Annotated in this window: 24 protein-coding genes; 9 read left to right on the forward strand and 15 right to left on the reverse strand. The window is 66.4% G+C overall.

What is annotated here, in order from left to right:
* The first annotated feature begins 47 nt into the window (after positions 1-47).
* From ACNPNP_RS13240 to ACNPNP_RS13250, 3 genes are all read left to right on the forward strand, one after another.
* Positions 48-881, forward strand: a complete 834-nt coding sequence (locus tag ACNPNP_RS13240) for an ABC transporter ATP-binding protein (protein ID WP_448966502.1) — start codon at positions 48-50, stop codon at positions 879-881.
* The gene (locus ACNPNP_RS13245; RefSeq protein ID WP_448966503.1) at positions 881-1,678 is read left to right on the forward strand and encodes an ABC transporter permease; all 798 of its coding nucleotides are present in this window, start codon (positions 881-883) and stop codon (positions 1,676-1,678) included. Before ACNPNP_RS13240 ends, ACNPNP_RS13245 begins: the two co-directional genes overlap by 1 nt.
* A 111-nt stretch (positions 1,679-1,789) precedes the next feature.
* Complete coding sequence (locus tag ACNPNP_RS13250) at positions 1,790-2,623, forward strand: IclR family transcriptional regulator domain-containing protein (RefSeq protein ID WP_448966504.1); 834 nt, start codon at positions 1,790-1,792, stop codon at positions 2,621-2,623.
* A gap of 51 nt (positions 2,624-2,674) precedes the next feature.
* Here ACNPNP_RS13250 and ACNPNP_RS13255 read toward each other — a convergent pair whose 3' ends face one another.
* A complete protein-coding gene (locus ACNPNP_RS13255; protein WP_448966505.1) occupies positions 2,675-4,057 on the reverse strand; it encodes an FAD-dependent oxidoreductase in 1,383 nt (460 codons plus the stop codon).
* Positions 4,054-5,757: a dihydroxy-acid dehydratase domain-containing protein gene (locus ACNPNP_RS13260; protein ID WP_448966506.1), complete on the reverse strand. Its 1,704-nt coding sequence runs from the start codon at positions 5,755-5,757 to the stop codon at positions 4,054-4,056. The genes ACNPNP_RS13255 and ACNPNP_RS13260 overlap by 4 nt, the downstream gene beginning before the upstream one ends.
* A gap of 119 nt (positions 5,758-5,876) precedes the next feature.
* On the opposite strand from ACNPNP_RS13260, the gene ACNPNP_RS13265 reads away from it, so the two are divergent.
* From ACNPNP_RS13265 to ACNPNP_RS13285, 5 genes are read left to right on the forward strand one after another with little or no spacing between them, the layout of a single operon-like run.
* Positions 5,877-7,157: a multidrug effflux MFS transporter gene (locus ACNPNP_RS13265; protein WP_448966507.1), complete on the forward strand. Its 1,281-nt coding sequence runs from the start codon at positions 5,877-5,879 to the stop codon at positions 7,155-7,157.
* 46 nt (positions 7,158-7,203) lie between these two features.
* A complete protein-coding gene (locus ACNPNP_RS13270) occupies positions 7,204-7,755 on the forward strand; it encodes a UGSC family (seleno)protein (RefSeq protein ID WP_448966508.1) in 552 nt (183 codons plus the stop codon).
* Between the two features lie 31 nt (positions 7,756-7,786).
* Positions 7,787-8,029: a hypothetical protein gene (locus tag ACNPNP_RS13275; RefSeq protein ID WP_448966509.1), complete on the forward strand. Its 243-nt coding sequence runs from the start codon at positions 7,787-7,789 to the stop codon at positions 8,027-8,029.
* A gap of 50 nt (positions 8,030-8,079) precedes the next feature.
* Positions 8,080-9,201 carry a zinc-binding dehydrogenase gene (locus ACNPNP_RS13280; protein WP_448966510.1) on the forward strand — a complete coding sequence of 374 codons (1,122 nt, stop codon included), beginning with the start codon at positions 8,080-8,082 and terminating at the stop codon, positions 9,199-9,201.
* A gap of 30 nt (positions 9,202-9,231) precedes the next feature.
* Positions 9,232-10,725: a CoA-acylating methylmalonate-semialdehyde dehydrogenase gene (locus ACNPNP_RS13285; protein ID WP_448966511.1), complete on the forward strand. Its 1,494-nt coding sequence runs from the start codon at positions 9,232-9,234 to the stop codon at positions 10,723-10,725.
* Between the two features lie 34 nt (positions 10,726-10,759).
* On the opposite strand, the gene ACNPNP_RS13290 is transcribed toward ACNPNP_RS13285, so the two are convergent.
* The 5 genes from ACNPNP_RS13290 to ACNPNP_RS13310 all read right to left on the reverse strand — a co-directional run bounded on the left by ACNPNP_RS13290 (position 10,760) and on the right by ACNPNP_RS13310 (position 15,883).
* A complete protein-coding gene (locus ACNPNP_RS13290; RefSeq protein ID WP_448966512.1) occupies positions 10,760-11,542 on the reverse strand; it encodes an ABC transporter permease in 783 nt (260 codons plus the stop codon).
* On the reverse strand, positions 11,539-12,321 hold the full coding sequence (locus ACNPNP_RS13295; RefSeq protein WP_448966513.1) for an ABC transporter permease: 783 nt from the start codon (positions 12,319-12,321) through the stop codon (positions 11,539-11,541). The genes ACNPNP_RS13290 and ACNPNP_RS13295 overlap by 4 nt, the downstream gene beginning before the upstream one ends.
* Positions 12,318-13,142 carry an ABC transporter ATP-binding protein gene (locus tag ACNPNP_RS13300; protein WP_448966514.1) on the reverse strand — a complete coding sequence of 275 codons (825 nt, stop codon included), beginning with the start codon at positions 13,140-13,142 and terminating at the stop codon, positions 12,318-12,320. Before ACNPNP_RS13300 ends, ACNPNP_RS13295 begins: the two co-directional genes overlap by 4 nt.
* On the reverse strand, positions 13,123-14,178 hold the full coding sequence (locus tag ACNPNP_RS13305; protein WP_448966515.1) for an ABC transporter substrate-binding protein: 1,056 nt from the start codon (positions 14,176-14,178) through the stop codon (positions 13,123-13,125). The genes ACNPNP_RS13300 and ACNPNP_RS13305 overlap by 20 nt, the downstream gene beginning before the upstream one ends.
* Before the next feature lie 61 nt (positions 14,179-14,239).
* Complete coding sequence (locus ACNPNP_RS13310; protein ID WP_448967250.1) at positions 14,240-15,883, reverse strand: thiamine pyrophosphate-binding protein; 1,644 nt, start codon at positions 15,881-15,883, stop codon at positions 14,240-14,242.
* 125 nt (positions 15,884-16,008) lie between these two features.
* Between ACNPNP_RS13310 and ACNPNP_RS13315 the strand changes: the two genes are divergently transcribed.
* Positions 16,009-16,980, forward strand: coding sequence for a LysR family transcriptional regulator (locus ACNPNP_RS13315; RefSeq protein WP_448966516.1), 972 nt, complete (start codon positions 16,009-16,011; stop codon positions 16,978-16,980).
* On the opposite strand, the gene ACNPNP_RS13320 is transcribed toward ACNPNP_RS13315, so the two are convergent.
* The 8 genes from ACNPNP_RS13320 to ACNPNP_RS13355 are packed head-to-tail and all read right to left on the reverse strand — an operon-like array spanning position 16,929 to position 26,017.
* Positions 16,929-17,531, reverse strand: a complete 603-nt coding sequence (locus tag ACNPNP_RS13320) for a flavin reductase family protein (RefSeq protein WP_448966517.1) — start codon at positions 17,529-17,531, stop codon at positions 16,929-16,931. The genes ACNPNP_RS13315 and ACNPNP_RS13320 overlap by 52 nt on opposite strands.
* The gene (locus ACNPNP_RS13325; RefSeq protein ID WP_448966518.1) at positions 17,507-18,091 is read right to left on the reverse strand and encodes a maleylpyruvate isomerase N-terminal domain-containing protein; all 585 of its coding nucleotides are present in this window, start codon (positions 18,089-18,091) and stop codon (positions 17,507-17,509) included. Before ACNPNP_RS13325 ends, ACNPNP_RS13320 begins: the two co-directional genes overlap by 25 nt.
* The gene (locus tag ACNPNP_RS13330) at positions 18,091-18,930 is read right to left on the reverse strand and encodes a fumarylacetoacetate hydrolase family protein (RefSeq protein WP_448966519.1); all 840 of its coding nucleotides are present in this window, start codon (positions 18,928-18,930) and stop codon (positions 18,091-18,093) included. The genes ACNPNP_RS13325 and ACNPNP_RS13330 overlap by 1 nt, the downstream gene beginning before the upstream one ends.
* A complete protein-coding gene (locus ACNPNP_RS13335; RefSeq protein WP_448967251.1) occupies positions 18,927-20,012 on the reverse strand; it encodes a cupin domain-containing protein in 1,086 nt (361 codons plus the stop codon). Before ACNPNP_RS13335 ends, ACNPNP_RS13330 begins: the two co-directional genes overlap by 4 nt.
* Positions 20,012-22,468, reverse strand: a complete 2,457-nt coding sequence (locus ACNPNP_RS13340; RefSeq protein ID WP_448966520.1) for a glycoside hydrolase family 3 N-terminal domain-containing protein — start codon at positions 22,466-22,468, stop codon at positions 20,012-20,014. Before ACNPNP_RS13340 ends, ACNPNP_RS13335 begins: the two co-directional genes overlap by 1 nt.
* Positions 22,469-22,470: 2 nt before the next feature.
* The gene (locus tag ACNPNP_RS13345; RefSeq protein WP_448966521.1) at positions 22,471-23,307 is read right to left on the reverse strand and encodes an ABC transporter ATP-binding protein; all 837 of its coding nucleotides are present in this window, start codon (positions 23,305-23,307) and stop codon (positions 22,471-22,473) included.
* Positions 23,304-25,082 carry a dipeptide/oligopeptide/nickel ABC transporter permease/ATP-binding protein gene (locus ACNPNP_RS13350; RefSeq protein ID WP_448966522.1) on the reverse strand — a complete coding sequence of 593 codons (1,779 nt, stop codon included), beginning with the start codon at positions 25,080-25,082 and terminating at the stop codon, positions 23,304-23,306. The genes ACNPNP_RS13345 and ACNPNP_RS13350 overlap by 4 nt, the downstream gene beginning before the upstream one ends.
* Positions 25,079-26,017: an ABC transporter permease gene (locus ACNPNP_RS13355; RefSeq protein WP_448966523.1), complete on the reverse strand. Its 939-nt coding sequence runs from the start codon at positions 26,015-26,017 to the stop codon at positions 25,079-25,081. Before ACNPNP_RS13355 ends, ACNPNP_RS13350 begins: the two co-directional genes overlap by 4 nt.
* Between the last annotated feature and the right edge of the window lie 34 nt (positions 26,018-26,051).

Genomic DNA, 26,051 nt, shown 5'->3' on the forward strand with positions numbered 1-26,051 from the left:
GGGGCCCAACACCCTCTCCCTGACACCGAGAGGCGACGATGCCCACCATGAGCACCCAGACTCCGACACCACCCGCGCCCATCACGGGCGCGACGGACGCCGTTCCCCGACTGAACATCCAGGGCCTCGGACGCGACTTCATCACCCGCTCCGGCACCACCCACGCCGTCTCAGGCGTCGACCTGAGCATCCAGCGTGGTGAGTTCGTCGCACTGATCGGAAGGTCGGGATGCGGCAAGACGACGCTGCTGCGGATGATCGGCGGCCTGCTCGCGCCCACTGCTGGAACGATCGAGGTCGACGGCAACAACCTGTGGCGGGGCACGACGGTCGACGAGTCCGCCATCACGAAGCTCGGCTTCGTCTTCCAGGAGAGCAACCTGTTCCCCTGGCTCTCGGTGCTCGACAACATCGCTCTCCCGATGAAGCTGCGCGGCGCGAGCAAGCGAGATCGTCGGGCGCGGGCCTCCGAGCTCGCAGACCTCGTCGGCCTCGGTGGTTTCGAGAAGTCGTACCCACGCGAGCTCTCCGGCGGGATGCGCCAGCGCGCGGCGATCGCGCGCTCGCTCTCCACCGAGCCGGATCTGCTTCTGATGGACGAGCCGTTCGGCGCACTGGATGCACTGACCCGCGAGCGGATGAACCTCGAGCTGCAGCGCATCGTCCTCGAGACGACGTCGACGGTCGTCTTCGTGACTCACGACATACCCGAGGCCGTGTTCCTCGCCGACCGCGTCGTGCACATGACGCCACGACCTGGCCGAGTACGCCAGGTCCTACCCGTCGTCGAGCCGAAACCGCGCACGGTCAACTCCATGACGACGCCGGAGTTCAACGACATCGTACGGAACCTCCGCCACGACATTGACGAGGAGAACTGATGAGCCGCCAGAAGGTCATGCGTGTCCTGCCCTGGGTCGTGACGCCCGTGCTCGTCGTGGCGATCGTCGTCATCTGGCAGCTCGTCGTCTCCATCGGACAGGTGAACCCGTTCCTGTTCCCGCCTCCGGGAGCGGTGGGCGAGAAGTTCATGGGGCTGTTCGTCGCGCCCGACATCTGGTCCCACACCCTCACCACGCTCTCCGAGATCCTGATCGGGTTCGCGATCGCCGTGGTGACCGGCGTCGTCGTCGGTGTCCTGCTCGGCAAACTGCCATGGCTCGAAGCGAGTGTGCGCCCTCTCATCGTGATCACTCAGGTGGCGCCGAAAGTCGCGTTCATCCCGCTGTTCGTGATCTGGTTCGGCTTCGGCATCACGTCGAAGATCTGGCTCTCTGCACTGCTGGCGTTCTTCCCCATCATGCTCAACATGCTCCTGGGCGTGCGTTCGGTCGAGCAGGGACAGCGCGAGGTGATGAAGAGCCTGAACGCGACGCGGTGGCAGACCCTTCTCCAGCTCGAGATGCGCAGCGTTCAGCCCTACCTGTTCGCCGGCATGGAGGTCGGCATCGTGCTGGCGACGACGGGTGCGATCGTCGGCGAGTACATCGCGGGCAGCCAGGGTCTCGGGTTCCTCGTCGTGTCGAGCATGAACCAGCTCGACGCGGCACTCACCTTCGCGCTCATCCTCTGGCTGTCGCTCCTCGGTCTCGTCCTGTACCTCGTCGTCAACGAGTTGAAGCGGTTCTTCATCCCGTGGCACGAGTCCGTCTACGGACTGCGCGAAACGATGGCGTGATCGGACCTCGGACAGACATTCGGAGGCCGGTACATGAGTGAGCCTCCCGCGTCAGGTCGCGCGTCTTCGCGTCGCGCGGGTTGGGAACCGCATATCTCTAGAATGGTCCTGTTGGACGCAGAGCGTCCGACAGGAAACGGGTGGGATATGCCGGACGACAGATCGCGCGATCGGATTCAGAGTATTGAACGCGGTGTGGAGGTGCTGCGCGCGTTCAACGATCGGCACGGGTCGTTGAGCGTCGCCGAGATCGCGGCCAGGGTGGATCTCGCGCGCCCGGTCGTGCGCCGCATCATGCTGACGTTCGCTCACCTCGGCTATGCGGAGTCGGCAGGGGGGCTGTGGAGTCTCACTCCTCGCATCCTGGAGCTCGGCTCCGGCTACTTCGCGTCGTCATCATTGCCCGAGATCTCTTACGGCTACATGCTCGACGTCGTCAAGCGCACCGGGGAGACGTGCAGCATCGGCGTGCTCGACGGAGCGGATGTCATCCACATCGCGCGCGTCGAAGACCGGCGCCCCCTGCCCGATTCGGTGCGTATCGGTCAGCGCCTTCCTGCGCATGCGACGGCGATCGGGAAGGTGCTTCTCGCTCAGCTGTCGGACACCGAGCTCGATGCGCTGCTCGCCGAGCACACGTTCGAGACGCTTACGCCCGCGACGGTGACGGATGTGCCAGGGCTGCGGGGGGGCACAGACGTCGTGCGCGCCCGCGGATACGACATCTCGATCGAAGAGCTGCTCCCGGGCCGAGTCGCCGTCGCAGTGCCGATCGTCGTCGACGACCGTGCTGTCGGCGGACTCGGCGTGTCGTCGACGACCGTGCGTGAGACCACCGAAAGCCTGCGCGACGTCGTCTTGCCGCTGCTGCTCTCAGCGGCCACCGAGATCGCGAGCGCCTACCGCAACGCCAACCCGCAGCTGTTCCGCGCGCGCGAAAGGTGAAGCCACCGCCTCGGCGCCAGGGCCGGGACGGTGCTCAGGCCGGGGCGGCGATCATGCGGGGACGGTGATCGCGTCAGGAAGCCTGGTTCCCAGGTACGACCCCGCGGCCTCAAGACGCGTCTGGAGCGTCACGACGTCCACGCCCGAACCCGTGCCGTCGCCCGCGAGCGCGAGGTCGGCTGCTGTGCCGGCGGCCTGCCCCATCACGAAGCACGGGCCGGTCACGCGGCCCGAGGACTGACCGCCCTGCGTCATCGACGCTGCGCGTCCGGCGACGAGAAGATTGCCGCCGACCTGTGGCACCAGCATCCGATACGGAAGCTGGTTGAAGCCTCGCGAGTCCACCGGGGCGAACTTGAATGCGACGTCGCCGACGACGTGCGCTTCGACAGGCCACCCGTTGACGCCGATCGTGTCATCGAAGTCGCGGCATTCGAGCACGTCCTCCTGCGTGAGTTGATACGAGCCGACGATGCGTCGGGTTTCACGGATGCCGATCGACGGCGCGATATCGACCACATAGGAGTCCTGGAACCCGGGAGTGACCTGCTTGATGAAGGCGAAGGTGTCCTTCACCTGCTGACGTCCCTGGAGCTCTCCGCGCGTCAGCTGGTGCACGTCGGTGCCGTCGACGGCTGAGCCGTCTTCGTTGGAGAGCTGCGTGAGGTTCGAGCGCCACTCGAGCGGATTGCGCTGCGGGCGCACGATCGGCTTCTTCCGCGGGAAGGAGTGCGTACCGGCGGCCTCGGCCTCCTCCATGAGACGGCGGACCGTCCTCCAGGCCTCGCCCGCTTCGGCGGGATGGACTCCATTGATCCGGAACATGAGCGACGGGTACATGAGGTGCTCACTCACTTCGAACGGCGCACCGGACCATGCCGCGATGTCGCCGTCTCCTGAGCCGTCGATGAAGAAGCGGCCGCGCACGGCACCGCGTCCCGACTTGGACTCGACGATGACCGCATCGATCGTGCGCTCGTCGCGCATGGACACGTCGACGACGGACGTGTGGAAGAGCAGTTCGGCTCCCCCTGCCACGACGAGTTCGTCGGCGGCGATCTTGAGCGCGGAGATGTCGTACGAGAGGGCCTGGATGCGATCATCGACCGAGAGATGCACGTCGTTCAGGCCGTCCATGACCCGCATCCGATCAAGCAGCTCATCGGCGTAGCCGTGCACCGACTGGAAGTCGGTGCCGTACGCGCGAGCGTGCATGCCGCAGAAGGTCGCGAGGCCGCCCATCGTGCCGGCGCCGCCGAGGAAGCCGTACTTCTCGATGAGCAGAGTCGATCGTCCGGCCCGAGACGCGGCAGTCGCGGCCATGAGACCGGCCGGGCCGCCGCCGACGACGACGACCTCGTACTCGCCGATGACAGGGATGTCACGAGCGGGCTCGTGAATGGTCTGCGACTGCTCGGTGGCGCCGTTGTTCATGCGAGCTCCTTCGAAGGGCACGGGCGGGCGCAGAGGACGGCACCGCACGAGAGAGGCTGGACGAGCGCCTCGTACTGGTCGAGGTACCCGCCACCCGTGTCGCGGTCTGCGGGCGGGACGTAGTCCGCTCTGGCGGCGAGCTCGGCCTCGGGGACCAGCAGATCGACGGCACCGCGCTTGACGTCGATCTCGATCAGATCATCGTCACGTACGCGTCCCAGCGGTGAACCAGGGCTCGCAGCCTCGGGAGAGACCTCGCCGACGGTCATGCCCTGATTGACGAGGCCGGAGAACTGTCCGTCGGTCACGAGTGCGACGCTGTGGGCGAGTCCGCGCGCGTGGAGCGCGAAGATGAACGCCGAGGTCAGCCCGAGCCCTGGTGCGCCGGTGACGCCGATGCCGCGGATCACGGCGACGTCGCCCTCGCGCAGCCGTCCGGTGGAGATGCCTTCGATCGCCTCCTCGCGCGTACCGAAGACGCGAGCAGGTCCTCGGAAGACATGCGGTCCCGGATCGGGAACCGGTCGTTTCGCGACAGCACCGCCCGGCGCCAGCGTGCCCTTGAGCACGCTGATCGCCGGATCGGTGCCGAACGGGTCATCGATCGAACGGATGACGTCGCCGTCGGCGGGCGCCGCGAGTTCAGAGTTCTCGGCGATGGTCGCCCCCGAGACAGTGAGCTGTGCACCATCGAGCAGAGGAAGCAGCTCGCGGATGATCGTGGCACCGCCTCCGGCGTCCTCGAACTCCTCCGTGAGGCGAGGCCCGTTGGGTCGCACCGAGCACAGCAGCGGGGTCTCACGACCGAGGGTCCGGTACATCTCCCACACGTCGACGTCGAGGCCGGATTCGATCGCGATCGCCTGCAGATGCTTGATCGTGTTCATCGAACCGCCGATGGCGAGCATCGCGCGAGCAGCGTTGCGCACCGAATCCTCGGTGATGATCTGCCGCGGGCGCACGTCGTTCTCGATCAGTGCGGCGAGCGCATGAGCGGAGCGCCGCACGGTGTCCCACATGGAGTCGCTCAGTGCTCGCACGGGAGCAGATCCTGGCATCGCCATGCCGAGCGCCTCGGCGAGGACGTGCATCGAGTTGGCGGTTGCGAGACCCGCGCACACGCCGGGTCCGAGGATCGCGTCTTCGGCCAGCAGCTCGAGCGCATCGGTCGGCTCTCCGGTGACTGCGGCCTTCGAGGCGTGCAGGAAGATCTCTTCGATGTCGGCCTCACGGCCTTCGGCGAGTCCGGAGTGCTGGTAACCGCACGGCACGATGATCGTGGGGATGTCGAGGCGCCCCGCAGCCATGAGATGCGCAGGCGTCGTCTTGTCGCAGGACGACAGGCAGATCATCGCGTCCAGCTTCGCGCCTTCGACAGCGGCTTCGATGTCGTCGACTATCAGATCGCGGCTCGGCAGGATGTACCTGCCCGCACGTCCTGCACTCGTCACGAAGTGGCTCGGCGCGGTCGTGCGGATCTCGAACGGCAGCAGACCGGCCTCGCGCAGGTCGCCCTTGAGACGCGCGGCGACGTCGTCGAGATGCGAGAAGCACGCGGCGAGTTCCGATGACGTGTTGACGATCGCGACCTTGGCTTTCTCCCAGTCCTCTTTCGGAATACCGAGCGCCGTGTAGTGCGCTCGGCGCGCGATCGCGAGTGCCGAAGACGGCGGAAGGTTGCTGCGGAGCGTGGGCATCATTGTCCTCTCGTCGCAAAGATTCATCCGAAGCAGTCGGATCGGTGCGAAGATCACCAGTGTACGCAGTGCGGGCGTAATGTCGCAATGCGTACACATGACAGCGTGAAAGAGGAGGTGCGGTGAGGTCGAACGGGCGTTTTGACGACGTTGGAGGTCCTCGGCTCACGCCCGGGCTCCTCGTGGTGCTCTGCGTGCTCATGACGCTCAACCCGATCGTCGCGAGCATGTACCTGCCGGCACTCGGGGTCATGGCCGACGACCTCCGGACGAACATCATCGGCATTCAGCTCACCCTCACGGCGTTCTTTCTCGGCGTCGCCGTCGGCCAGCTCATCGTCGGCGCTCTCTCCGACAGCCTGGGCAGACGTCGCGTCGTGTTGATCGCGTTCACCGTGCTCACGGCGGCAAGCATCCTCGCGGTTCTCGCTCCGACCCTCGAGATGTTGATAACGAGCAGAGTGCTCCAGGGACTCGGCGCCGCAGCCGGCGTCGTGGTGGTGCGGGCGATCGTCTCCGATATCGGCGTAGGACCGCAGGTCTCGCGCGCCTACAGCCTGCTCATGGGCACGCTCGCAGCAGGACCGCTGATCGCCTCGCTCTCTGGCACCGTACTGCTGCAGGTCTCTGGCTGGCGCGCGATACTCGTCGGCACTGTCGTCGCAAGCGCCGCCTTTCTCCTGCTGGCGATCATCGGCGTTCCCGAGAGCCTTCCACCGGCCCGGCGCGCACCGTTCAGCGCCGTCGGCATGGCAGCCGTGTACGGGCGTCTGCTGCGCGACCCCGTGTACGTCGGATTCTTCTTGACGATGGCGTTCATCTTCGCGGGTCTCACGATCTATGTGAACGCCTCTTCGTTCGTCGCACAGGATGTGCTCGGTGTCGATGTATGGGGCTTCTGGCTCATGTTCCTGGCGTACGGGCTCGCTGTTCTTGCCGGCGGGTGGATCAATGCCCCGCTCTCGGTGCGCTACGGTCCTCGACGGATGCTGTTCATCGATCTCACTGTGGCGACGGTGCCGGCCGCGCTGCTCGTCGCCGTGACAGCCTTCGGCGCCCTCAACGTGCCCGTGTACGTGGCGCTGATCGCCGTGGGCTGCACGGGTGTGGCCGGCGTGATGGCGAACGCGACGACCCTCGCCCTGGGCCGCACGCCGTTCGCAGCGGGATCCGGCGCCGCCCTGATGGGGTGCATCCAGTTCGCCTTCGGCGCGCTCGCGGGCCCGGTCGGAGGGTTCGCCGGGCCGGATACGGCTCTGCCGATGACGGTCGGGATGCTCACGTGCTTCGTGCTGAGCTTCGCTGCGAGCCGGTTCGCCCGGTTCCACGAAGGTCGCGCTCCGCACGGTCTTCCGCTGGATGAAAACCCTCCTGCTGCGCCCGCCGGCGGCGGGGCATTGTAGAAGTCGGCGGTCCACGACGGATCGCGTCGACACACGGAGGAACCGGATGACCACTTCGATTCGCGAAGCGCTTCTCGACCCGACCGGCGCAGCCGAAGGCGTGAACGACAGTACTCTCTCCCCGCGCCCGGTGACGCTGAAGGGCCTCACCGTCGGCCTGCTCGACAACACGAAACCGAACTCGACGCTGCTGCTCGACGAGATCGCGGCCGATCTCAAGCGCGACTACGGCATCGGTGAGATCAAGCATTACGTCAAGGACTACTTCGGCACGCCCGTCAAGGACGAACTCTTCCGGCAGATCGTCTCCGAGGTCGACATCGTCATCACCGCCGTCGGCGACTGCGGTTCATGCAGCGCGGCGAGGGTGGCCGACGGCATCCTGTTCGAGCGCGCCGGTGTACCGGCCGTGAGCATCACGTCCGACTCCTTCGCGATGTCGGGTCAGGCGATGGCCGACGTGCAGGGCTTCCCAGGATTCCAATTCGTCATGGTGCAGCACCCCGTCGCGAGCCTGGACGTGGAGCACATCCGCGGACGAGCCGATCAAGCCGTGCCGGATGCTCTGCGCATCCTCGGCGTCACCGAGATCGTCTGACCACCGACATCCGAGAACCAAGGAGATCATCATGAGTACGACCGTATCCGTGGACAACGCCCTCGCTTCGTTTCGCGAGATGATGGCGACGGATGGCTACCTGCTCACCTGGTCGGAGGTCGGCGGCGACAAGGTCGTCGTCAAGATCGACGCGAGCGACGGCGCGTGCGAGGACTGCCTCGTGCCCCTGCCGGTCATGACCAGCATCATGGCGAAGGCGCTCGACTCGACAGGCTACGAACTCGACCACGTCGAACTCCCCGGGAGCCATTAGGCGCAACGAGCTGGAGACGTGCTGACGTGCACACGGACGAGAAGTCTGCGTTGCCCACGACGATGAGGGCCGCTGTCCTGCGATCTGATCGTCCCGAGCTCGAGATCGTGCGGATCGCAGTACCGACGCCACAGGCGGGCGAGGCACTCGTGAAGGTGGCCGCCTGCGGTGTCTGTCACACCGATCTTCACGTGATCAAGGACGAAGTCGCTTTTCCGCGCCCGGCGGTCCTGGGCCACGAGATCAGCGGCACCGTGGTGTCGTTCGGTGACGGCACCGCTGACACGCATGGTCTGAGCGCGGGCGATGCAGTCGTGGGCGCCTTCATCATGCCCTGCACCGAATGCGCTGAGTGCACGCGCGGACGCGACGATCTCTGCGCGAACTTCTTCGGCCAGAATCGTCTCCGCGGAACCCTCTACGACGGCACCAGCCGGCTCGCCCTCCCGGACGGCTCGTTCCTGGCCATGTACTCCATGGGCGGCTTGGCCGAATACTCCGTGGTGCCCATCTCGGCACTCACCAGACTCGCCGACGGACTTGACCCGGTGTCATCCGCGATCCTCGGTTGCGCTGCATTCACGTCGTACGGCGCCGTCCACCGCGCCGGGCACGTCGAGCGCGGCGAGTCGGTTGCGATCACCGCCGTCGGCGGCGTCGGCAGCGGGGTGCTGCAGATCGCCAAGGCTGCCGGTGCCGAACCGATCATCGCCATCGACGTCTCGGACGAGAAGCTCGAAGCGGCCCTCCGACTCGGTGCGACCCATACCGTGAACTCGCGCAGCGCAGACGTGAGAGCAGAGGTCCGCGCGCTGACCGGCGGACGCGGTGTCGACGTCTCGTTCGAGGCCCTCGGGCACCCGGCGACCTTCCGTCAAGCGATCGAGATCCTCGCCGACGGCGGACGCATGATCGCGATCGGGATCGCCGCCGGCACCGCGTCCGCCGAGGTCGAGATCACACCGCTCGTGCGGCGCGGCTACACGGTGACCGGTTCGTTCGGCGCGCGCACTCGCGTGGATCTGCCTGCCGTGGTCCAGTTGGCGGTCGACGGGCACTTCGATGCCGAAGGGCTCGTCACCCGGCACTACGCACTCGATGACGCGGATGCCGCCTACCGGGCTCTCGCGCTCGGCGAGATCACAGGCCGCGCCGTCGTGGTCATGGACTGATCACATCATCTCCGAGAAGAAGAGGCTTCGATGACCGACCGCATCCCCCACTGGATCGATGGTGCGCGCGTAGACCTGCCCGACCGCCGTACGAGCGCGGTGTTCGACCCCGCCACCGGCGTGCAGAGCGGATCCGTCGTGCTGGCTGAGACAGCCGACGTCGACGCGGCCGTCCGTGCGGCAGCCCGAGCGTTCCCCGCCTGGCGCGATCTTTCCGCCGCGGGACGGCAGACGATCCTGTTCCGCTTTCGTGAGCTGCTGGATGCACGAAAAGGCGAGCTCGCCGAGATCATCACCTCCGAGCACGGCAAGGTCGTCTCGGATGCTCTCGGTGAGATCGCCCGCGGCCAGGAGGTCGTCGAGTTCGCACTCGGTTTCCCCGAAGCGCTCAAGGGCGACCACTCGCTGAACGCCTCGACAGGCGTCGACGTCCACTCCTTCCGCCAGCCCATCGGCATCGCGGCGATCATCAGCCCGTTCAACTTCCCCGCGATGGTGCCGATGTGGTTCTTCCCCGTTGCCCTCGCGGCTGGCAACGCCGTCATCCTCAAACCGAGCGAGAAGGACCCCTCCGCCGCACTCTGGCTCGCCGCGCTGCTGCACGAGGCCGGCCTGCCGGTCGGCGTCTTCAACGTGGTGCAGGGCGACAAGGTGGCCGTGGATGCTCTGCTCGAGCATCCCGAAGTCGCATCGATCTCGTTCGTCGGCTCCACGCCGATCGCGCGCTACATCTACGAGACCGCGGCCCGCCATGGCAAGCGCGTTCAGGCCCTTGGCGGGGCGAAGAACCACATGCTGGTGCTCCCCGATGCGAACCTCGACCAGGTCGCCGATGCAGCGGTCAACGCCGGCTTCGGCTCGGCGGGAGAGCGTTGTATGGCCATCTCGGTCGCCGTCGTGGTCGAACCGGTCGCAGACGATCTCATCGAGAAGGTGACCTCGCGGATGCGTCGTCTGCGCATCGGCGACGGCCGTCGCGACTGCGACATGGGACCGCTGGTGACGCGAGAGCATCGCGACCGGGTGGCCTCGTACATCGACACCGCTGCAGCGGACGGCGCCGAGGTGGTCGTGGACGGCCGCGACATCGCCCCCGACGGAGATCCGAACGGGTTCTGGCTCGGCCCCACGTTGCTCGACCGCATGCCCACATCATCTCGCGCATACACGGACGAGATCTTCGGTCCGGTGCTCTCGATCGTGCGCGTCGACAGTTATGAAGCAGGTGTCGAACTGATCAACGCCGGTGCGTTCGGCAACGGGGCGGCGATCTTCACCAACGACGGCGGTGCCGCTCGCCGGTTCCAGTACGAGATCGAGGCCGGCATGGTCGGGGTGAACGTGCCCATCCCCGTGCCGGTGGCCTACCACTCCTTCGGCGGCTGGAAGGCCTCCGCCTTCGGCGACACGAAAGCGTATGGTCGCGAGGGCTTCCGCTTCTTCACCCGCGAGAAGGCCGTCACCACGCGTTGGCTCGATCCGAGCCACGGCGGCATCAACCTCGGCTTCCCGCAGAACGCCTAGCGACCCGAAACTCCGCTCGTCGCCGCCGTCGCCCTCACCGGCCGACCGCCGCGGGCTGAACGCGGCGCTGCCACGGCAGCACCAGCGGCGTGATCAGACGGAAGACGAGGTTGATCGCCAGGCCGAGCAGTCCGACGATCAGGAGCCCTGCGTAGACCTCCTCGACGGCGAACTGCTGGCCCGCCCTGCGAATGGCGGCCCCCATCCCGTACTCGGCGCCGACGAACTCGGCGGCGATCAGCGTGATCAGGCAGGTCGCCATCCCGAGACGCAAACCGTTCAGCAACCCTGGCGCGATCGCGGGGAACAAGAGGCGCGTGAAGAATCGGAAGCCGGTGGCCCCGAAGCTCCTCCCCGCCTCGATGAGGTCCGTCGGCACGTCCCGAACCGTCCCGCGTGTGCTGATGATGATCTGGAAGAACGCGGTCGCGAAGGCGGTGATGATGTAAGCCACCTCGCCGCGCCCGACGATGATGATGAAGAGCGGCAGGAGCGCGATCTTCGGGAGGGGGTAGAGCGTGTCGGTCACGGGACGGATCAGCATCTCGACGGTGCGCCACCGTCCGGACGCGACGCCGATCGCGACGCCCAGCACCGCTGAGAGGACGAAGGCCACCAGGAGTCGCTGGACCGTCAGCACGAGGTCGAGCCCCAGCCTCCCGTTCACGAGTTCGTCGACCGTCGTCATGAGGATGTCGCTCAGCGGTGGGAAGAATCGCGGGTCGAGCAGGCCGGCGCGGGTCAGCACCTCCCACAGCACGAGGATGAGGATCGGGATGGCCCAGGACTGCGCCCAGCGCCGGACTGTCGGATTCATATCTGCGCCCCCTGGACGTCGCGTCGCCACGGCAGCAGGCGATCGGCGACCGCGTCGAACCCTACTGAGCTGAGCAGCCCGATGATCGCGATGATCAGAAGCGCGACGTACATGTCGGTGACGCGGAGGATCTGCCAGTTCGACCAGAGGAACTGACCGAGCCCGTTCGGGGCGCCGACCATCTCGATCGCGATCACGGCTATCAGCGTGAACCCGAGCGAAACCCGGATGCCGGTGACGATGGACGGCAGCGAGCCGGGTACGAGGATGCCGAAGAACTGCCGCATTCCACGCGAGCCGTAGTTCTCCGCCACCTCGAGCAGCGTGCGATCGATGCTGCGCACGCCGGCGACCGTGTAGAGGACCATCACGATGAGAGGAGTCACGAGCGCGGTCAGGATGATCGCCATCTCGGTGCGGCCGAGCAAGAACGTCAGGAAGGGAAAGAACAGGACCCCCGGGATGGGATAGAGGAACGCGAGCACCGTGTGAGTGCCGCGCTCCATCCACTGCGAGAGTGTGATCACGATCCCGACGCCGACTCCCAGGACCACGGCGAGGATGATCGTGACGACGACGCGCAGGATCGTGGCGATGATGTCGCCCCCGAGCCCCGAATCGGGCTCGAACACGATCACGCTGCGCGCGATGATCTGCGTCGGAGGCGGGAAGAAGGTCGCCCGGATGATGCCGGCCCGGCTCAGGAGTTCCCACCCGAGCAGGATGGCGATCGGACCGACGAACAGCGCCCACTTTTCGCGAAGGCCGCGCCAACTCACTTGTCATCCACCGCCATGGCCGCTTGCACCTCGTCGCGGAGGTGGTTCCAGATGTCCTGGGACAGCGCAGCGAACTCCGGGGTGCCGCGCAGCTCGGGTGTGCGATCGGGACCGAAGTCGAGTTCGACGATGTCGCGGATCCGCCCAGGGCGTGCGGACATCAGCACGACGCGGTCCGACAGGAAGACCGCCTCGTCGATCGCGTGGGTGATGTAGAGCACGGTCGGCTTCGTCTGCTGGCGGAGCTCCAGGATCTGCTCCTGCAACAGCGTCCGCGTCTGCGCGTCCAGAGCGCCCAGCGGTTCGTCCATGAGGAGCACTTCGGCATCCTGAGCGAGCGCCCGAGCTATGCCGACTCGCTGCTTCATCCCTCCGGAGAGCTGATGCGGGAAGAAGTCGCCGAAGCGTCCGAGGCCGAGCCGGCCCAGCTGCTCATCGGCGATCTCGGCCGCCTCCTTCTTTGGCACGTTGCGGTTGCGGGGTCCGAACATGACGTTGTCGCGCACCGACATCCACGGGAAGAGAGCGTGCTCCTGGAACACCATCGCCGTCTTCGGGCGGTCGGGCTTGGTGCTTCGGATCTCGACGGTTCCGGAGGAGGGCTCGTGGAGGCCGGCCACGAGCCGCAGCAACGTCGACTTGCCGCAGCCCGAAGGACCGACGATCGAGACGAACTCGGCTTCCGCGATATCGAGCGAGACGCCCTCCAGCGCCGTCACCTGCTCCTTCCCTGGGAACCGTTTGCTCACATCGGTGAGCCGGACTTTCGGCCGGGCCTGCACGGTCATCGATTCGCCCGCATCAGTTCTCGAGGGCTGCATCGCGCCAGCTGAAGTCCCAGATGTCCTCCTCCGGGATGATCTCGTCGTAGTTCAGCGACCCCTGCTCCATGAAGAACTCCTGGTAGCGCAGCAGGACGTCGAAGTCCACGTCGAGGTCGGCCGAGATGTGGTGCTGACGCGAGGCGGCGACGATCGCGGGGTCCGCTCCTGTGTACTGCTCGACGAGGTCGAGCATCTCCGGCGTGTCCCAGCCGTTCGCGTCGAGGTCTTCCGCGGCCATCGCGTAGGCGCGCATGAAGTCCTCCGCCAGCTGTGGATTCGCATCCGCCCAGTCGGTGTTGTAGATGATGCCGGTGAAGGGCAGCGGGTCCTCATCCGTAGGCGTCGCCCACGGACGGTATCCCGATCCGTTCTCCTCGGCCTGCGTGGGGAACGGCTCCGACAGGATGCCGGCCGCGATGCCGCCGTTGGCGAGCGCGGGCACCTGATCGGGGAAGGGGATGTATTCGAGCGCGACATCATCCATCGACAGCCCGCCGCGCTCGAGCGCGAAACCGAGCAGCGCCTCGGTGACGACACCCGGCGCGTTCACGGCGAAGGTCTGCCCCGCGAGCTGCGACATGTCGTCTGCCACCGCGGCCGCCTCTGCGGACGAGCCGGCCAGTTGCGACGAGATGATGAAGTAGTCCTCGATGTAGCCCGAATGCATCGGGGCCACGTATCGCACGGGCAGGCCTTCGTCCACGGCGTTGTACGCTGCCGATCCGATGCCGGCGAACCCGGCGTCGTACTGGGCGGTCGCGACCCCGGTGATCGACTCGTTGCCACTCGCGACCTCTACCAACTCGACATCGATTCCGACCTCTTCGGCGTACTTCTCGGCGGTCACGAAGAGCGGCAGCGATGATCCTGTCGCCAGATAGGCCACCCGGATCGTGCCTCCCCCGCCGCCGGCATCGTCGTTCTCGGTTGCAGCACCCTCGGGGTCTGCTGCGCATCCCACGAGCACGAGGGCGGCGACGGCACCCGTGACTGCGAGCGCCCTGCGGGTACGGCTTGCTGTGTTGTGCATCATGATGAAACTCCCTTGTTTCTGTTGCGTACGTCTACTGGTGCCGTCGTGCTGGTGGCTGCGACTAGTGCCCGTGCTCTCGCGCCATGAGCCAGGAGGCACGGCCGGTGATCTTCGCGTCGATCACCAGAGGGCGATCGCGATCAGACTCAAGCCAGGCCGCTGCGCCGCCGAGGTCGTCGAGCGAGCGCACGGTGATCGCGTCGCAGCCGTAGCCCCGTGCGATCGCCGCGATGTCGGTGTCAGGAAACCGCACGATCTCCTGCTCCTCAGACGTGGAGTCCGGGAACAGGTGGATCTCGGCACCGTAGGCGCTGTCGTTGAAAGCGATGACGACCATGCCGAGCCGCAGCCGCACGGCGGTTTCCAGCTCCACGGCCCCCATCAGCAATGACCCGTCACCGGTGCCGAGCACGGCCATCCGATCCGGACGCGCGACGGCAGCGCCGATGACGCTCGCAAGACCCAGGCCGATGGACTGGAATGAGAGCGGGAGTACGTAGCCTTCGTCATCGGGCACCCTCAGGTGCGCGCCGGGGTACGCATTGACGTTTCCGCCGTCCACGACGACGACGCGTTCGTCCGGAAGCATCGCATCGAGTGCGTTGGTCAGTGCAGCAGGGTCGACGAACCCCGGCTCGTCGACCGCCTCGACTTCCTGGTCCGCCCAATAGCGCGCTGCGCGAACCCGATCGGCGATGTCGGGAGTGCGGTAGCCGATCCGTGTCGTCTCAGAGGCCGTCAGCGCCGTGATCACGGCGCGCGCGACGGCACGCGTGTCACCGATGATGCCCAGGTCGACCAGTCGGTGCTTGCCGATGGCGTCGACGCGGTCGTCGATCTGGACGATCGTCGCCTTCTCGAGCAGGGTCCCGCCACGCGTTGTCCAGTTGTTGAGCGCGACTCCGAAGCCGACGATGAGGTCGGCGTCGCGAACGAGCTCCGCCGCGCTCTCGGTCGCGAAGCCACCGACGACGTCGAGTGCCCACTCATCACCCTCGAACACCCCGCGCGCGCCGCCCGACGCGATCAGCAGTGCGCCCGACAGTGCCGCGAGCTCACGCAGGTCGTGCTTCGCCGCACGCGAGCCACGGCCTCCGATGATGATCGGGCGCTCCGCTCCTGCGAGCATGTCGGCGAGTTCTGTCGCGTCCCGAGTCAGGACGGTAGGCGTCGTCACACGGAGGTTCGACGCCGGCCGCGGGCCCGGATACGCGATCTCACGGTCCTGGATGTCGATGGGCAACGAGAGCACGACCGTGGCTCGTTCGAGCTGGGCGACCCGGAACGCGCGCGCCGCATCCGCGAGCGCGGTCTCGGCGGAGTGGATGCGCATGGGCGTGGCACCGACTGCACGCACAGCGCTGTCCTGGTCGATGTGGAAGTTCGACGTGACGTCGCCGACGGCAGTATCGGCGGCGAGCACCAGGAGCGGCGTGTGGCACTTCGCGGCCTCGGTGATGCCCGTCAGGGCATTCGTGAGCCCGCATCCCTGGTGCAGGCTCAGCGCGCTGACATCGCCGGTGATGCGGGAGTATGCATCGGCCATGGATGCCGCACCGGCTTCGTGTCGGGCCGCGACGTACGTCGCACCGGCAGCGACGAGCGCGTTGGTCAGCCGGAAATTGCCGCTCCCGACCACTCCGAACACGTGCGACAGGCCCAACTCGGCGAGCATTCGGCCGACAGCATCGGCCACCTTCATCATCTGCGTCACTGCACTGAATCCGTTTCTCAGGTCATCGGCGACCTGAGACCACGCTAGGTGCGCCACCTAGGTGCGTCCAATGAATAATAGGCATCTGTCTTATTCACCTGAGGAATAATGGGGACATGCTGGCGAACATCGACCTCAACCTGCTTCGAACCTTCGTCGCGGTCTACCGGGCGAAGAATCTGACCTCAGCCGCTGAGACGCTCCGAGTGTCGCAACCCGCTGTCAGCCACGCTCTCCGGCGACTGCGGGCGCACTTCGGTGACCAGCTCTTCATCCGCACCGGGACGGGCGTCCGCCCCACACGCCTGGCCGCAGATCTGTACGCCGAGATCAGCAGTCCGCTCTCGCGGATCGTCGCGATCGCGGAAGACGGCAATCGCTTCGATCCGACGATGTCACAGCGCCGATTTCGCATAGCGCTCACCGACCTCGGCGAGGCCGGGCTGCTTCCGCGCATCCTGCTGGCGACGGGCCACGACGGGCCGGGAATCTCGATCGAAGTCGTCCCCCTCGACATCGACACAGTGGCGCGGGACGTGCTGTCGGGCGATATCGACGCGGCGATCACGAGTTCCCCGGTTGCGGGACCAGTGAATCAGGAAGTCCTGTTCCAGGACCGCTACGCCTGTCTTGTGCCATCTGCTCTCGAGGACGACGACGGCAGAATACGGGTCGATGATCTGCGCCGCCTCCCCGAGGCCAGGGTCGGATCGTCGGCTGGCCACCGCGCGATCACCGAGGCTGTCACCACGCTGGGCGCGGGTGTCCTCTCGCCGATCCCCCACGTGGAGGTGCCCCGGTTCACCTCCCTGCCGTGGATCGTCGCTCGCTGCGGATTCGTTGCAATCGTTCCGATCGATGCGTTCGCCGCGATCGCTCTTCCCACCGGGACGAAACTTCTCGAGCTGCCGTTCCCTTCGCCGACCACGTCGATCCACCTCGTCTCCCATCACGATGCCGGTACCAACACGGCGACCGCCTGGTTCCTCAACATCGTGCGCGCGACGCTTTCGACACAGGGAACGCCAGAGACAGCTCAGCCGCCGGGAACCGGAGGCAGCTCGATCACGGTGCCAAGGGTCGAATAGCGCGGCCCGGCGAGACGTCCGAGCGGTCGGAGAAGCTCCGTGTCGATGCGCCCGTCCCGCATCACGGACTCGTCGATGTTCCACCCGACCACGCGCCCGACGATGAAGTCCCCTCCGGTCGGACTGAACGAGATCGTACGCTCATGCACGCACTCCATGCTGATGGGAGCAGCGGCCAATCGGGGCACGGTGATGATGTTCGAGGGCGCGAGTTCGAGTTCCTGCGCCTCCGCCTCACTGACGTCCGGCGCCATCAGCTCGGAGCTGGCGTGCACCTGAGCCAGTTGCTCCTCGCGCGCGATGTTGACCACGTACTCGCCGTCGCGCTCGATGTTGCGTGCAGTGTCCTTCAGCCCATCCGCACGACGATTGATGGTGAACCCCAGCATCGCGGGATGCTGACTGACCCACGCGAACGAACTGAACGGCGCGAGGTTCACCGTGTGAGGCGCGACGCCGCTGGTCACCCACGCGATCGGTCGAGGGACGACCGACCCCACGAGAAGACGATAGGTTTCGGCGGGGTTCAGAGTCGACGCGTCGACGAACATGATTGAGCCTCCTGGAGAAGCGGACAAGAACGGTGTGCAAGCGAGCGCTCGCGAAGATCATCAGGGATGTCGGCGGGAAGAGCGCCGTTGCCGAGGTCGATGGCGTGGCCCCAAAGTTCCTCGGCGCGCAGCGCGACCGTGCGCGAGACCGGACCGAAGTCGTCGTCGGACAGCTGCACTCGCCTGGTCCACACCGACTCGGGGAGGTCACGCCATTCCACGTTCAGGTGCACGGCCGCGTGGGCGACGAGGTTGCGCAGCCCCTCGGCCGGGAGGGTGGATCCGAGGGATTCCTCCTCTACCCGCTGGTGCGGGGATCGGTAGAGGGGGACGGACTCGTCGCGGCGCGCCCCCGCGCCCCCCCGTACGAACGCGCGCGCGTGGTATCCGACGTGGGCGACGAGCCGCGACCGTGAGACACCGGGGATGAGCGAGGGCCCCGTGAAGTCGGCGTCTCGCAGCTCGTTGAGCATGCGTGCGAAGAACGCCTGACCGCGCCGCGCGGCGAGCAGACCCGCCCGCAGACTCGGGTCGGTGACGTTGTCCGTACGGTCGGCCATCAGAGGGAGGGGCCCTGCACGCGGTTGCGCAGGATGCCGATCCCGTCCACCTCGGTCACGAGTTCGTCGCCGTCAGCGAGATAGCGGGCCGGGACTCGCGCGTGCCCCACGCCGCCTGGTGTCCCCGTCGCGATGACGTCGCCCGGCTGCAGCGTCAGAATGCTCGACACATAGGCGACGAGGTCCACCGGATCGAACACCAGGTCGTCGGTCACCGCATCTTGAACGACCTCGCCGTTGACCGTGCAACGAATGCGGGGACCCGGCGCGAAGTCGTCCGTGGTGACGAGGTAAGGACCGAACGGCGCCGTACCCTCGAACGTCTTGCCTTGAAGCCACTGCAACGTGCGGTTCTGGTAGTCGCGCATCGTCACGTCGTTGATGACGCTGTACCCAGCGACGGCCGCCGCCGCGCTCTCGCGATCCGCATCGCGCACAGGCATGCCGATCACGACCGCGAGCTCGGCCTCCCAGTCGACTGCTGAATCGGCGTGCGGGGGCAGCACGATCTCGTCGTAGGGCCCGATGAGCGCCTCCGGATACTTCGCGAACAGCGTCGGGTGCTGCGGAAGTTGGCGCCCCATCTCGACGATGTGCGACCGGTAGTTCAGCCCCACGCAGATGATCTTTCCCGGCCGCGGTACGACCGGCGCCCAGCGATCATCGGTGATCTCCTCCACAGCGTGCTGGGCGCCGTCGGCACCCAGCGCGCGTTCACGCCAGTCGGAATGCGTGAGAAGCTCCCCGACATCGCGTACTCCGGCGATCTCCACCACGGAGTCGTCGTGCACGATCACCGCGGTGGTGCCTTCTGGTGAGCGCAGCGTCGCCAGCCTCATGCGACACCGTCCCTGCCCGGGACGTGCGTGCGCGCGAATCCCAGGCGCTCGATCACTGGAGCGTCGCTGAATCGGAACAGGTCGAATTCTCCGTCCGCGCGAAGCGACCACGGCACCCAACTCGGCACGACGAAGAGGTCACCTTTCTGCAGCGCGTGGACTTCGTCGCCCATTCGCACCGAGCCGCTGCCTTCGAACACCTGCCACACGCTGGATCCGACCTCATGTCTCATCGGCGTCTCCGCAGCGGCGCGCAGCCGGTGGAACTCGCACCGGATGGTGGACATGACGTCGCCACCCGTCGTGGGGTTGGTGTACCGGATCGCCGCGTGGCCGGGTTCGACCGTCGCCGGGTAGCCCTCATCCTCCAGCGCGAGCTGCTCGCGCAGAGCCGCATCCGTGTGCTCCCAGCGGTAGGCGCTCAGCGGCGAAGAGACCGTGTTCTCCAGCCCGGACAGCGGTCGCAGGCCTGGATGCGCCCACAGTCGTTCGGCGCGGGAGAACTCCGGCGATGCTTCATCGGTGACCCGCTCGGACCCGAACTCGAAGAACCCGACATCCGTGTAGTTGGAGAGCGGGATGTCGAGTCCGTCGATCCACGCCATCGGCTCGGACGTGTCGTTGTGATGACCGTGGAAATTCCATCCCGGAGTGAGCAGAAGGTCCCCACGGGACATGCGGACAGGGTCGCCGTTGACGACGGTCCAGACGCCTTCACCTTCGACGACGAATCGAAAGGCGTTCTGGCTGTGACGGTGTTCGGGCGCCGTCTCGTGTCCTCCCAGGTACTGGATCGCGCACCACAGCGTGGGCGTCGCGTAGGCCGTTCCCGGCAGGCCGGGGTTGCGCAGCCCGATCGCACGCCGCTCCCCTCCACGCCCGACGGGGACGAGTTCTCCCGAACGCTGCGCGATGTCGTACAGCGTCTTCCATCGCCAGACGTGGGGCACGGCCTGCGATGTCGGAGTGATCGGCATGAGGTCGTCACGTTGTGTCCACAGCGGGGCCATCGAGTTCGTCTCGAAGTCGATGTAGAGCTGCTCGAGCTCGGGCGAATCTATCCGCCCGTCCATTTCCTGCATCACTCGCCCTTCTTCGCCGCGAACTGGGCCCAGAGCCACTCGATCGTTCCGCCGAGATCCACTTCGGGGTTGATTCCCCATTGCGCCTGCAGTCCGTCGGAGAGTGCAAGGAACACCCGAGCCATCATCGAGGCGTCGACGTCCTGTGAGAGCATGCCTGCCTGCTGACGGGCTTCGATGTCTCGTCGCATGCTCGCGAGCACCTCGTTCTCGCGTCGGAGGAAGAACTCATGCGCGGGATGCTCCGCATCCGCCGCGGCGGCTTCGAGGTTGACGTAGAGATTGACCAGCGCGGGAACCGACTCATTGTGACGCGCGACCCGGATCGTCATCGGGTCGTCTCCGCCCTGCGCGGCGACGATACGCCGGTTGACGATGTCGCGCTGTCGCAGCACCTCGACGAGCAGATTCTCCTTCGTCCCGAAGTGGTGCAGGAGACCTGCCTGAGTCATACCGACCGCGTCGGCGATATCGCGCAGCGACGTCGCCCCGTAACCCTTCCGCTCGATGATCTCCAGTGCGGTCTCGAGGATGAGATCCTGGCTCTCGCGTCCCTGGGCGTAGGTTCGACGTGGCGCCCTCCGACGGATGGGCGCGCTCGGCTGTCCAGCAGGGAAGAGCGGGCTCGCGTAATCTCCGGGAACGTCGACACGGGAAGTGCGCACCGCCTCGACCGAGCGCGGGATGTCGAATGGCAGGCGCCCCTCGGCCTGCGTGCGGCCGGTGAGCACCTCGAGCACTGCGATATCTGAGGCACCGAATTCGACGAGCACCGCCGCACAGCTCGGGAAGAGGGGCTCGAGGATCGCGGGGCGCTCCAAGTGGACCACGAGGATGACCGGCGCATGCGCGGAGAGCGCCTGCAGCCGTTCAACGATCTCCGGTGCGAACTCCAGCGAGCCTGCATGGAAGCTCGCCTCCAGGGCGAACTCGTCACGGGGGTCGTAGGGTGCAGCGATCCGCACGACATTCGCATCGGCATCCGTCGGATCGGCGACAGGGATCAGGCCCGCCTTCTTGAGCGATGCGTCCGATAGCCCCTCGGAGAACACCTTCGCCCCGCGCCGCAGCGGGAGCGCCGGGTTGGATGAGGACAGGCCGTTGGTCAGCACGACCATCGATCGCGCCTGAGCGGCATGCCCGGCGGCGCGGTATTCCTCCGTGCCGACAGAATCGGTCGCGGTGTCCTCGTCGACGTAGGGGTCCTCGAACAGCCCGAGCGCGAACTTCACGCGAAGCAGACGCCGAACCGACTCATCGATGCGGGTTTCGTCGATCGCACCCGATTCGACGAGCTCTACGATGTAACCCGGCTCTTCCTCCCCGCCGAGCTGATCGCAGCCCGCCTCGAGGATCTTCTGCACCCGCTCGAGCTCCGTGAGGTGCTCCACGCCCCAGGCCCGCGGTGGCAGCACCTTGCCGCCGATGCGGGACTCGGTGACCAAACCCCAGTCCGTGCAGCCCACTCCGTCGAAGCCGAGCTTTTCACGTAGCAGGCCGGTGATGATCTGGCGGTTGAACCCGAACCCGACCTCCTCGACAGGCTCGCCGTCCAGAGTCAGCCCGATCGGGATGCCGTAGGAGGGCATGATCGCAGGGACGCCGCGGGCGATGACCCGGCGGAACGGTTCGAGATGGTAGTCGAACATGCCGCCCGTGTAGTCCTGCTCCTTGCCGTAATCGAAGTGCGGGTCTTCGCCGTCACGTTGCGGTCCGCCGCCAGGGAAATGCTTCGCCATGCACGAGACGCTCTGAGCACCCAGCCCCTCGTCTCCCTCGAAGCCGTCGACGTACGCGACGCCCAGCTTCGCCACGGTCTCGGCATCTTGTCCGAAGGTGCTGTACTGGCGCGCCCAGCGTGGCTCTGTAGCGACATCGAGGGTGGGATGCAGTGCGAGCCTGATGCCGATCGCCGTGTACTCGCGGCGTGCGATGTCGGCGAAATCTCGAACCGTCGTCTCGTCTCCGATCGCACCGAGTCCGAGAGGCTCCGGCCAGGCGGACAGGTGCTCGGCGCTGAAGGATGCTCCCCAGTTCTCCGTGAACGAATGCCGAGGGTCGGTCGAGATCGTCACGGGGATGCCGTGCGGCGCCTGCTCGGCGACGCGCTGCACTTCGTTGTTCCATCGAGCCATCGAGCGAGGGTCGGGAATGCGGTGCACGTTCAGATGGGTCACGTGTCGCTCTTCGATCATCTGGCGTGCACTGAGCTCACGAGGCGCGATCTCTGCACCGTCGATCGCACCGTCATTGGTCACACTGACCACCGACTGCACCATGAGCCCCGCCTTCTCGGCGAGAGACAGTCGGGAGAGCAGATCCTCGACGCGCTCCTCAACGGGCAGACGCGGATTCTCGTAGGGGTCCATCACCCCATTGCCGTTGAGATCGCGGTAGGCCGTGCCGTCCGTGTGTCGCGCCGAGCGTCCTGCGGCGGTAATGGTCGTGTTTTCCATCCTCATCTTTCCGAACCGGTCGCCAAGAGGCGCCGTCCTTCGCGACGTTCCCGCTGGAGAGCGACGTCGGCAACAGGTGCCGACATGAACAAGCGCTTCGTGTACGCGTGCTCGGGCCGGGCGGTGACCTGATCGACATCGCCCGCTTCGACGATCTCACCTCGGTACAGCACTGTCACCCGATGGCTGATATGCCGTACGACCCCGAGGTCGTGCGACACGAACAAGTATGCGACACCCGTCTCCTTCTGGATCTCGATGAGGAGATCGAGCACGCGCGCCTGAGTCGTGAGATCGAGTGCCGAGACGGGCTCGTCGCAGATGATCAGCCGGGGGTTGAGCGCGATGGCCCGGGCGATCGCCACGCGCTGGCGCTGTCCGCCCGAGAACTCACGGGGCAGGCGCCGTTCGGCATCCGCCGGCAGGTGCACCCGATCGAGGAGCTCGCGGATCCGCGCGTATGCGTCCTTGCGCGTCCACCCCTGGATCAGGAGCGGTTCGGCGAGGATGTCAGCGACCGTCATCGAAGGATTGAGCGACGTGTACGGGTCCTGGAAGACGACCTGCATCTCGCGTGCGCGCGATCGCCGATCGCTCGCACCGGCATTCGTGATGTCGCGCCCATCGAACGCGATCGTTCCCTTGGATACGGGAGCAAGCCCCAGGATGGCGCGACCGATCGTCGTCTTTCCCGACCCCGATTCTCCCACCAGGCCAAGAGTCTCGCCCGGCCGGATATGCAGCGAGATACCGGTGAGCGCGGTGAAGACCTTTCGTCCTCGGCCGCGGTAGACGACCTCGAGGTCGTCTACGCTCAGCAGCGTTTCGGATGCGTTCATCCTCTGCTCCCCTCTGATGAGGCAGCGCCGGCGGTTGTCGGAGCCACGTAGGTGCGGACCGGCCCTTCGTCGAGCATCGACGCGAGGAGGGTCTGAGTATAAGGATCGCTCGGCGTCCGCAGAATCGTGTCGACGTCGTCGGTCTCGACGATCCGTCCCGCCTTCATGACGGCTACCCGATCGCAGATGTCCGCGACGACCCCGAAGTTGTGGGTGACGAGGAGCACTGCCATGCCGGTCTCGCTCTGCAGGTCCCGCAGCAGATCAAGGACTTCGGCCTGCACAGTGACGTCCAAAGCGGTTGTGGGTTCGTCGGCGATCAGGAGCTTCGGCTCTCCCGCGACCGCACCCGCGATGAGGACGCGCTGCGCCATGCCACCCGAGATCTCGTGCGGATAGGCGCGGAAGGTCGCCTCCGGGTCGGGGATGCCGACCCGGGCGAGCAGGCTGAGGGCACGCTCTTTCGCCTGCGTCTTCGACAAGCCGAGCCGCGTACGCAGCGGCGCGGTCAGCTGCTGCCCGATTCGGAAGCTCGGGTCGAGGTTGCTGAGCGGCTCCTGAGGAACGTAGGCGATGTCCGTTCCGCGCAGCTTGCGCCGCTCTGCGGTGCTGAGCGTCGCCAATTCCGTACCGTCGAATCGGATGGATCCTCGCGAGACCCAGCCGCCGTCAGGGAGGAGGCCGAGAACCGAGAACGCGGTCTGCGTCTTACCTGATCCCGATTCGCCTACGAGGCCGAGTACCTCGCCGGGAGCGATATCCAGCGAGACATGATGCACGACGGTGTTCTTCGAATCACCGATTCCGTAACTGACCTCAAGGTCGCGCACGGACAGCAGCGATGCCTCAGTGCGATCTGTGAGCGACGCGACGCTGGCAGGCTGCGGGCGGCCCACCTTCGAGCTGTCGCCGGCATCGCGGTCCTCGAGGGCGTCGCGCATCGCGTTTCCGAGAAGGATGAGCGCCATGGTGGTGAGCCCGATTGCCAGACTCGGCCAGAAGATCAGCGACGGATTGACGAAGATCCGACGGAACCCCTCGTTGAGCATCCCGCCCCACGACGGCACCGAGCTGTCCGCGATGCCGAGGAACTCAAGCCCTGCCTGCACCGCGATGGCGATGCTGGCGAGGCGTGCAGACTGAATGATGGCGGGCGCGCGTACGACTGTCAGCACGTGACGACCGATGATGCGGGCGTCGCCGAGCCCGGACACCCGAGCAGCGTCGATGTAGAGCTCGCCACGAACGGCCTGAACCGAGGCACGCACGATGCGGAAGACCCCCGGCGCGAGTAGAACGCCGAACACACCCATCGATATCCAGATCGACGGACCCGCAACAGCACGTACCGCGAGCAGCAGCACGATTCCCGGCAGTGCCATGTTGAGGTTGTTGAACCAGTTGGCGACGGCGTCGAACGGGCCACCGTAGTACCCGGCGAGAAGACCGGTGGGCAGCCCAACCACGAGGGCGACCACGAGGGCCAAGGCGGCGCCGGCGAGACTGACCTGTGCGCCGAGGAGGAGACGGCTCAGTACGTCTCGTCCCGACGCGTCAGTTCCGAGGAGGTGCTGTGCGCTGGGCGATTGCATCGCATCGCGGAGCACGACGAGGTCGGGTGATGGAAGCGGGAGGAACGGCGCGACAAGTGCACTGAGGACGATGATGAGGAGGACGGCGGCCGCCGCGACGCCGAGGGGGTTGCGAAGGAAGCGCCGGAACGCTCCCTGCTTTGCGGCACGCGCAGCGGCCACGAGAGTGGTTGTCTGGCTCATGAGAGACGCACCTTCGGGTTCAGCCAGGCGACGGCGAGGTCGACCAGCAGGTTGACGATGACGACGATCACGACATAGGCGAGCACTGCTCCGAGGATCAGTGGGACGTCCGTGCGCACTGCGGCTTCGATGGCGAGGCTACCGAGACCGGGAAGCGCGAAGACCTGCTCGATCACCACGGCGCCGCCGAGGATGCCGACGACCTGCACGGCGAGCGCCGTCAACCCGGTCGTAGAGGAGTTGCGCAGCACATGGACGAGAACGACCCTGGTTTCTGAAAGACCACGGCTACGGAGCGTGCGTACGTAGTCCTGGCGCATCATCGCCAGCATCGAGCTGCGAACCTGCTGTGCTATTCCGGCGATCGCCGGAATGGTCAGTGCGGCGACGGGCATGACGAGACTCCGCGCCCATGCACCCGGATCGGTACTGAAGTCGGTGTACCCGGTGGCGGGCAGCCATCCGAGTTGGATCGCGAAGACCGTGACGAGGAACAGCGCGATTATGAACGCAGGGAGCGCATCGCCCAAGGTGCTCAAGAACTGCAGGGCTTTGTCGACCCAGCCGCGCCGCACAGCCGAGAGAATGCCGACGGCGAAGCCGATGACGCCGCTGATCAGCGTCACGAGGACGACCATCGCGACAGTGACGGGCATCCGTACCCCGATCGCGGCCCATACGGACTGCGACGTGAACAACGATGTGCCGAAGTCGCCCTGCACCGCAGCGATCAGCCAGCCGAAGTACTGCACGAAGATCGGACGATCCAACCCGAGTTCCGCGTTCAACTGCGCGACTTGCTCCGCGCTGGCGTTCTCGCCGAGTACGTTGCGTGCAATGTCGTCGAACGCGGGCGACACGAGCAGGAAGACGATGAGCGAGGTCGCGAAGACGAGCGACACCGCCGAGATGAGGCGTTTCAGAAGGAAGGGCATGAATATTCTCCTGTGGAGAGGGAGGGGCCCCCCC

The organism is Microbacterium xerophyticum (genome assembly GCF_053543555.1).

Coding starts and splice junctions, on each gene's coding strand:
- ACNPNP_RS13245 (WP_448966503.1), top strand. CDS start 881: ATGAGCCGCCAGAAGGTCATGCGTGTCCTGCCCTGGGTCGTGACGCCC.
- ACNPNP_RS13345 (WP_448966521.1), bottom strand. CDS start 23,307: ATGAACGCATCCGAAACGCTGCTGAGCGTAGACGACCTCGAGGTCGTC.
- ACNPNP_RS13330 (WP_448966519.1), bottom strand. CDS start 18,930: ATGAGGCTGGCGACGCTGCGCTCACCAGAAGGCACCACCGCGGTGATC.
- ACNPNP_RS13310 (WP_448967250.1), bottom strand. CDS start 15,883: ATGATGAAGGTGGCCGATGCTGTCGGCCGAATGCTCGCCGAGTTGGGC.
- ACNPNP_RS13300 (WP_448966514.1), bottom strand. CDS start 13,142: ATGCAGCCCTCGAGAACTGATGCGGGCGAATCGATGACCGTGCAGGCC.
- ACNPNP_RS13255 (WP_448966505.1), bottom strand. CDS start 4,057: ATGAACAACGGCGCCACCGAGCAGTCGCAGACCATTCACGAGCCCGCT.
- ACNPNP_RS13315 (WP_448966516.1), top strand. CDS start 16,009: ATGCTGGCGAACATCGACCTCAACCTGCTTCGAACCTTCGTCGCGGTC.
- ACNPNP_RS13305 (WP_448966515.1), bottom strand. CDS start 14,178: ATGATGCACAACACAGCAAGCCGTACCCGCAGGGCGCTCGCAGTCACG.
- ACNPNP_RS13320 (WP_448966517.1), bottom strand. CDS start 17,531: ATGTTCGTCGACGCGTCGACTCTGAACCCCGCCGAAACCTATCGTCTT.
- ACNPNP_RS13275 (WP_448966509.1), top strand. CDS start 7,787: ATGAGTACGACCGTATCCGTGGACAACGCCCTCGCTTCGTTTCGCGAG.
- ACNPNP_RS13340 (WP_448966520.1), bottom strand. CDS start 22,468: ATGGAAAACACGACCATTACCGCCGCAGGACGCTCGGCGCGACACACG.
- ACNPNP_RS13355 (WP_448966523.1), bottom strand. CDS start 26,017: ATGCCCTTCCTTCTGAAACGCCTCATCTCGGCGGTGTCGCTCGTCTTC.
- ACNPNP_RS13270 (WP_448966508.1), top strand. CDS start 7,204: ATGACCACTTCGATTCGCGAAGCGCTTCTCGACCCGACCGGCGCAGCC.
- ACNPNP_RS13285 (WP_448966511.1), top strand. CDS start 9,232: ATGACCGACCGCATCCCCCACTGGATCGATGGTGCGCGCGTAGACCTG.
- ACNPNP_RS13290 (WP_448966512.1), bottom strand. CDS start 11,542: ATGAATCCGACAGTCCGGCGCTGGGCGCAGTCCTGGGCCATCCCGATC.
- ACNPNP_RS13240 (WP_448966502.1), top strand. CDS start 48: ATGAGCACCCAGACTCCGACACCACCCGCGCCCATCACGGGCGCGACG.
- ACNPNP_RS13350 (WP_448966522.1), bottom strand. CDS start 25,082: ATGAGCCAGACAACCACTCTCGTGGCCGCTGCGCGTGCCGCAAAGCAG.
- ACNPNP_RS13325 (WP_448966518.1), bottom strand. CDS start 18,091: ATGGCCGACCGTACGGACAACGTCACCGACCCGAGTCTGCGGGCGGGT.
- ACNPNP_RS13335 (WP_448967251.1), bottom strand. CDS start 20,012: ATGCAGGAAATGGACGGGCGGATAGATTCGCCCGAGCTCGAGCAGCTC.
- ACNPNP_RS13260 (WP_448966506.1), bottom strand. CDS start 5,757: ATGATGCCCACGCTCCGCAGCAACCTTCCGCCGTCTTCGGCACTCGCG.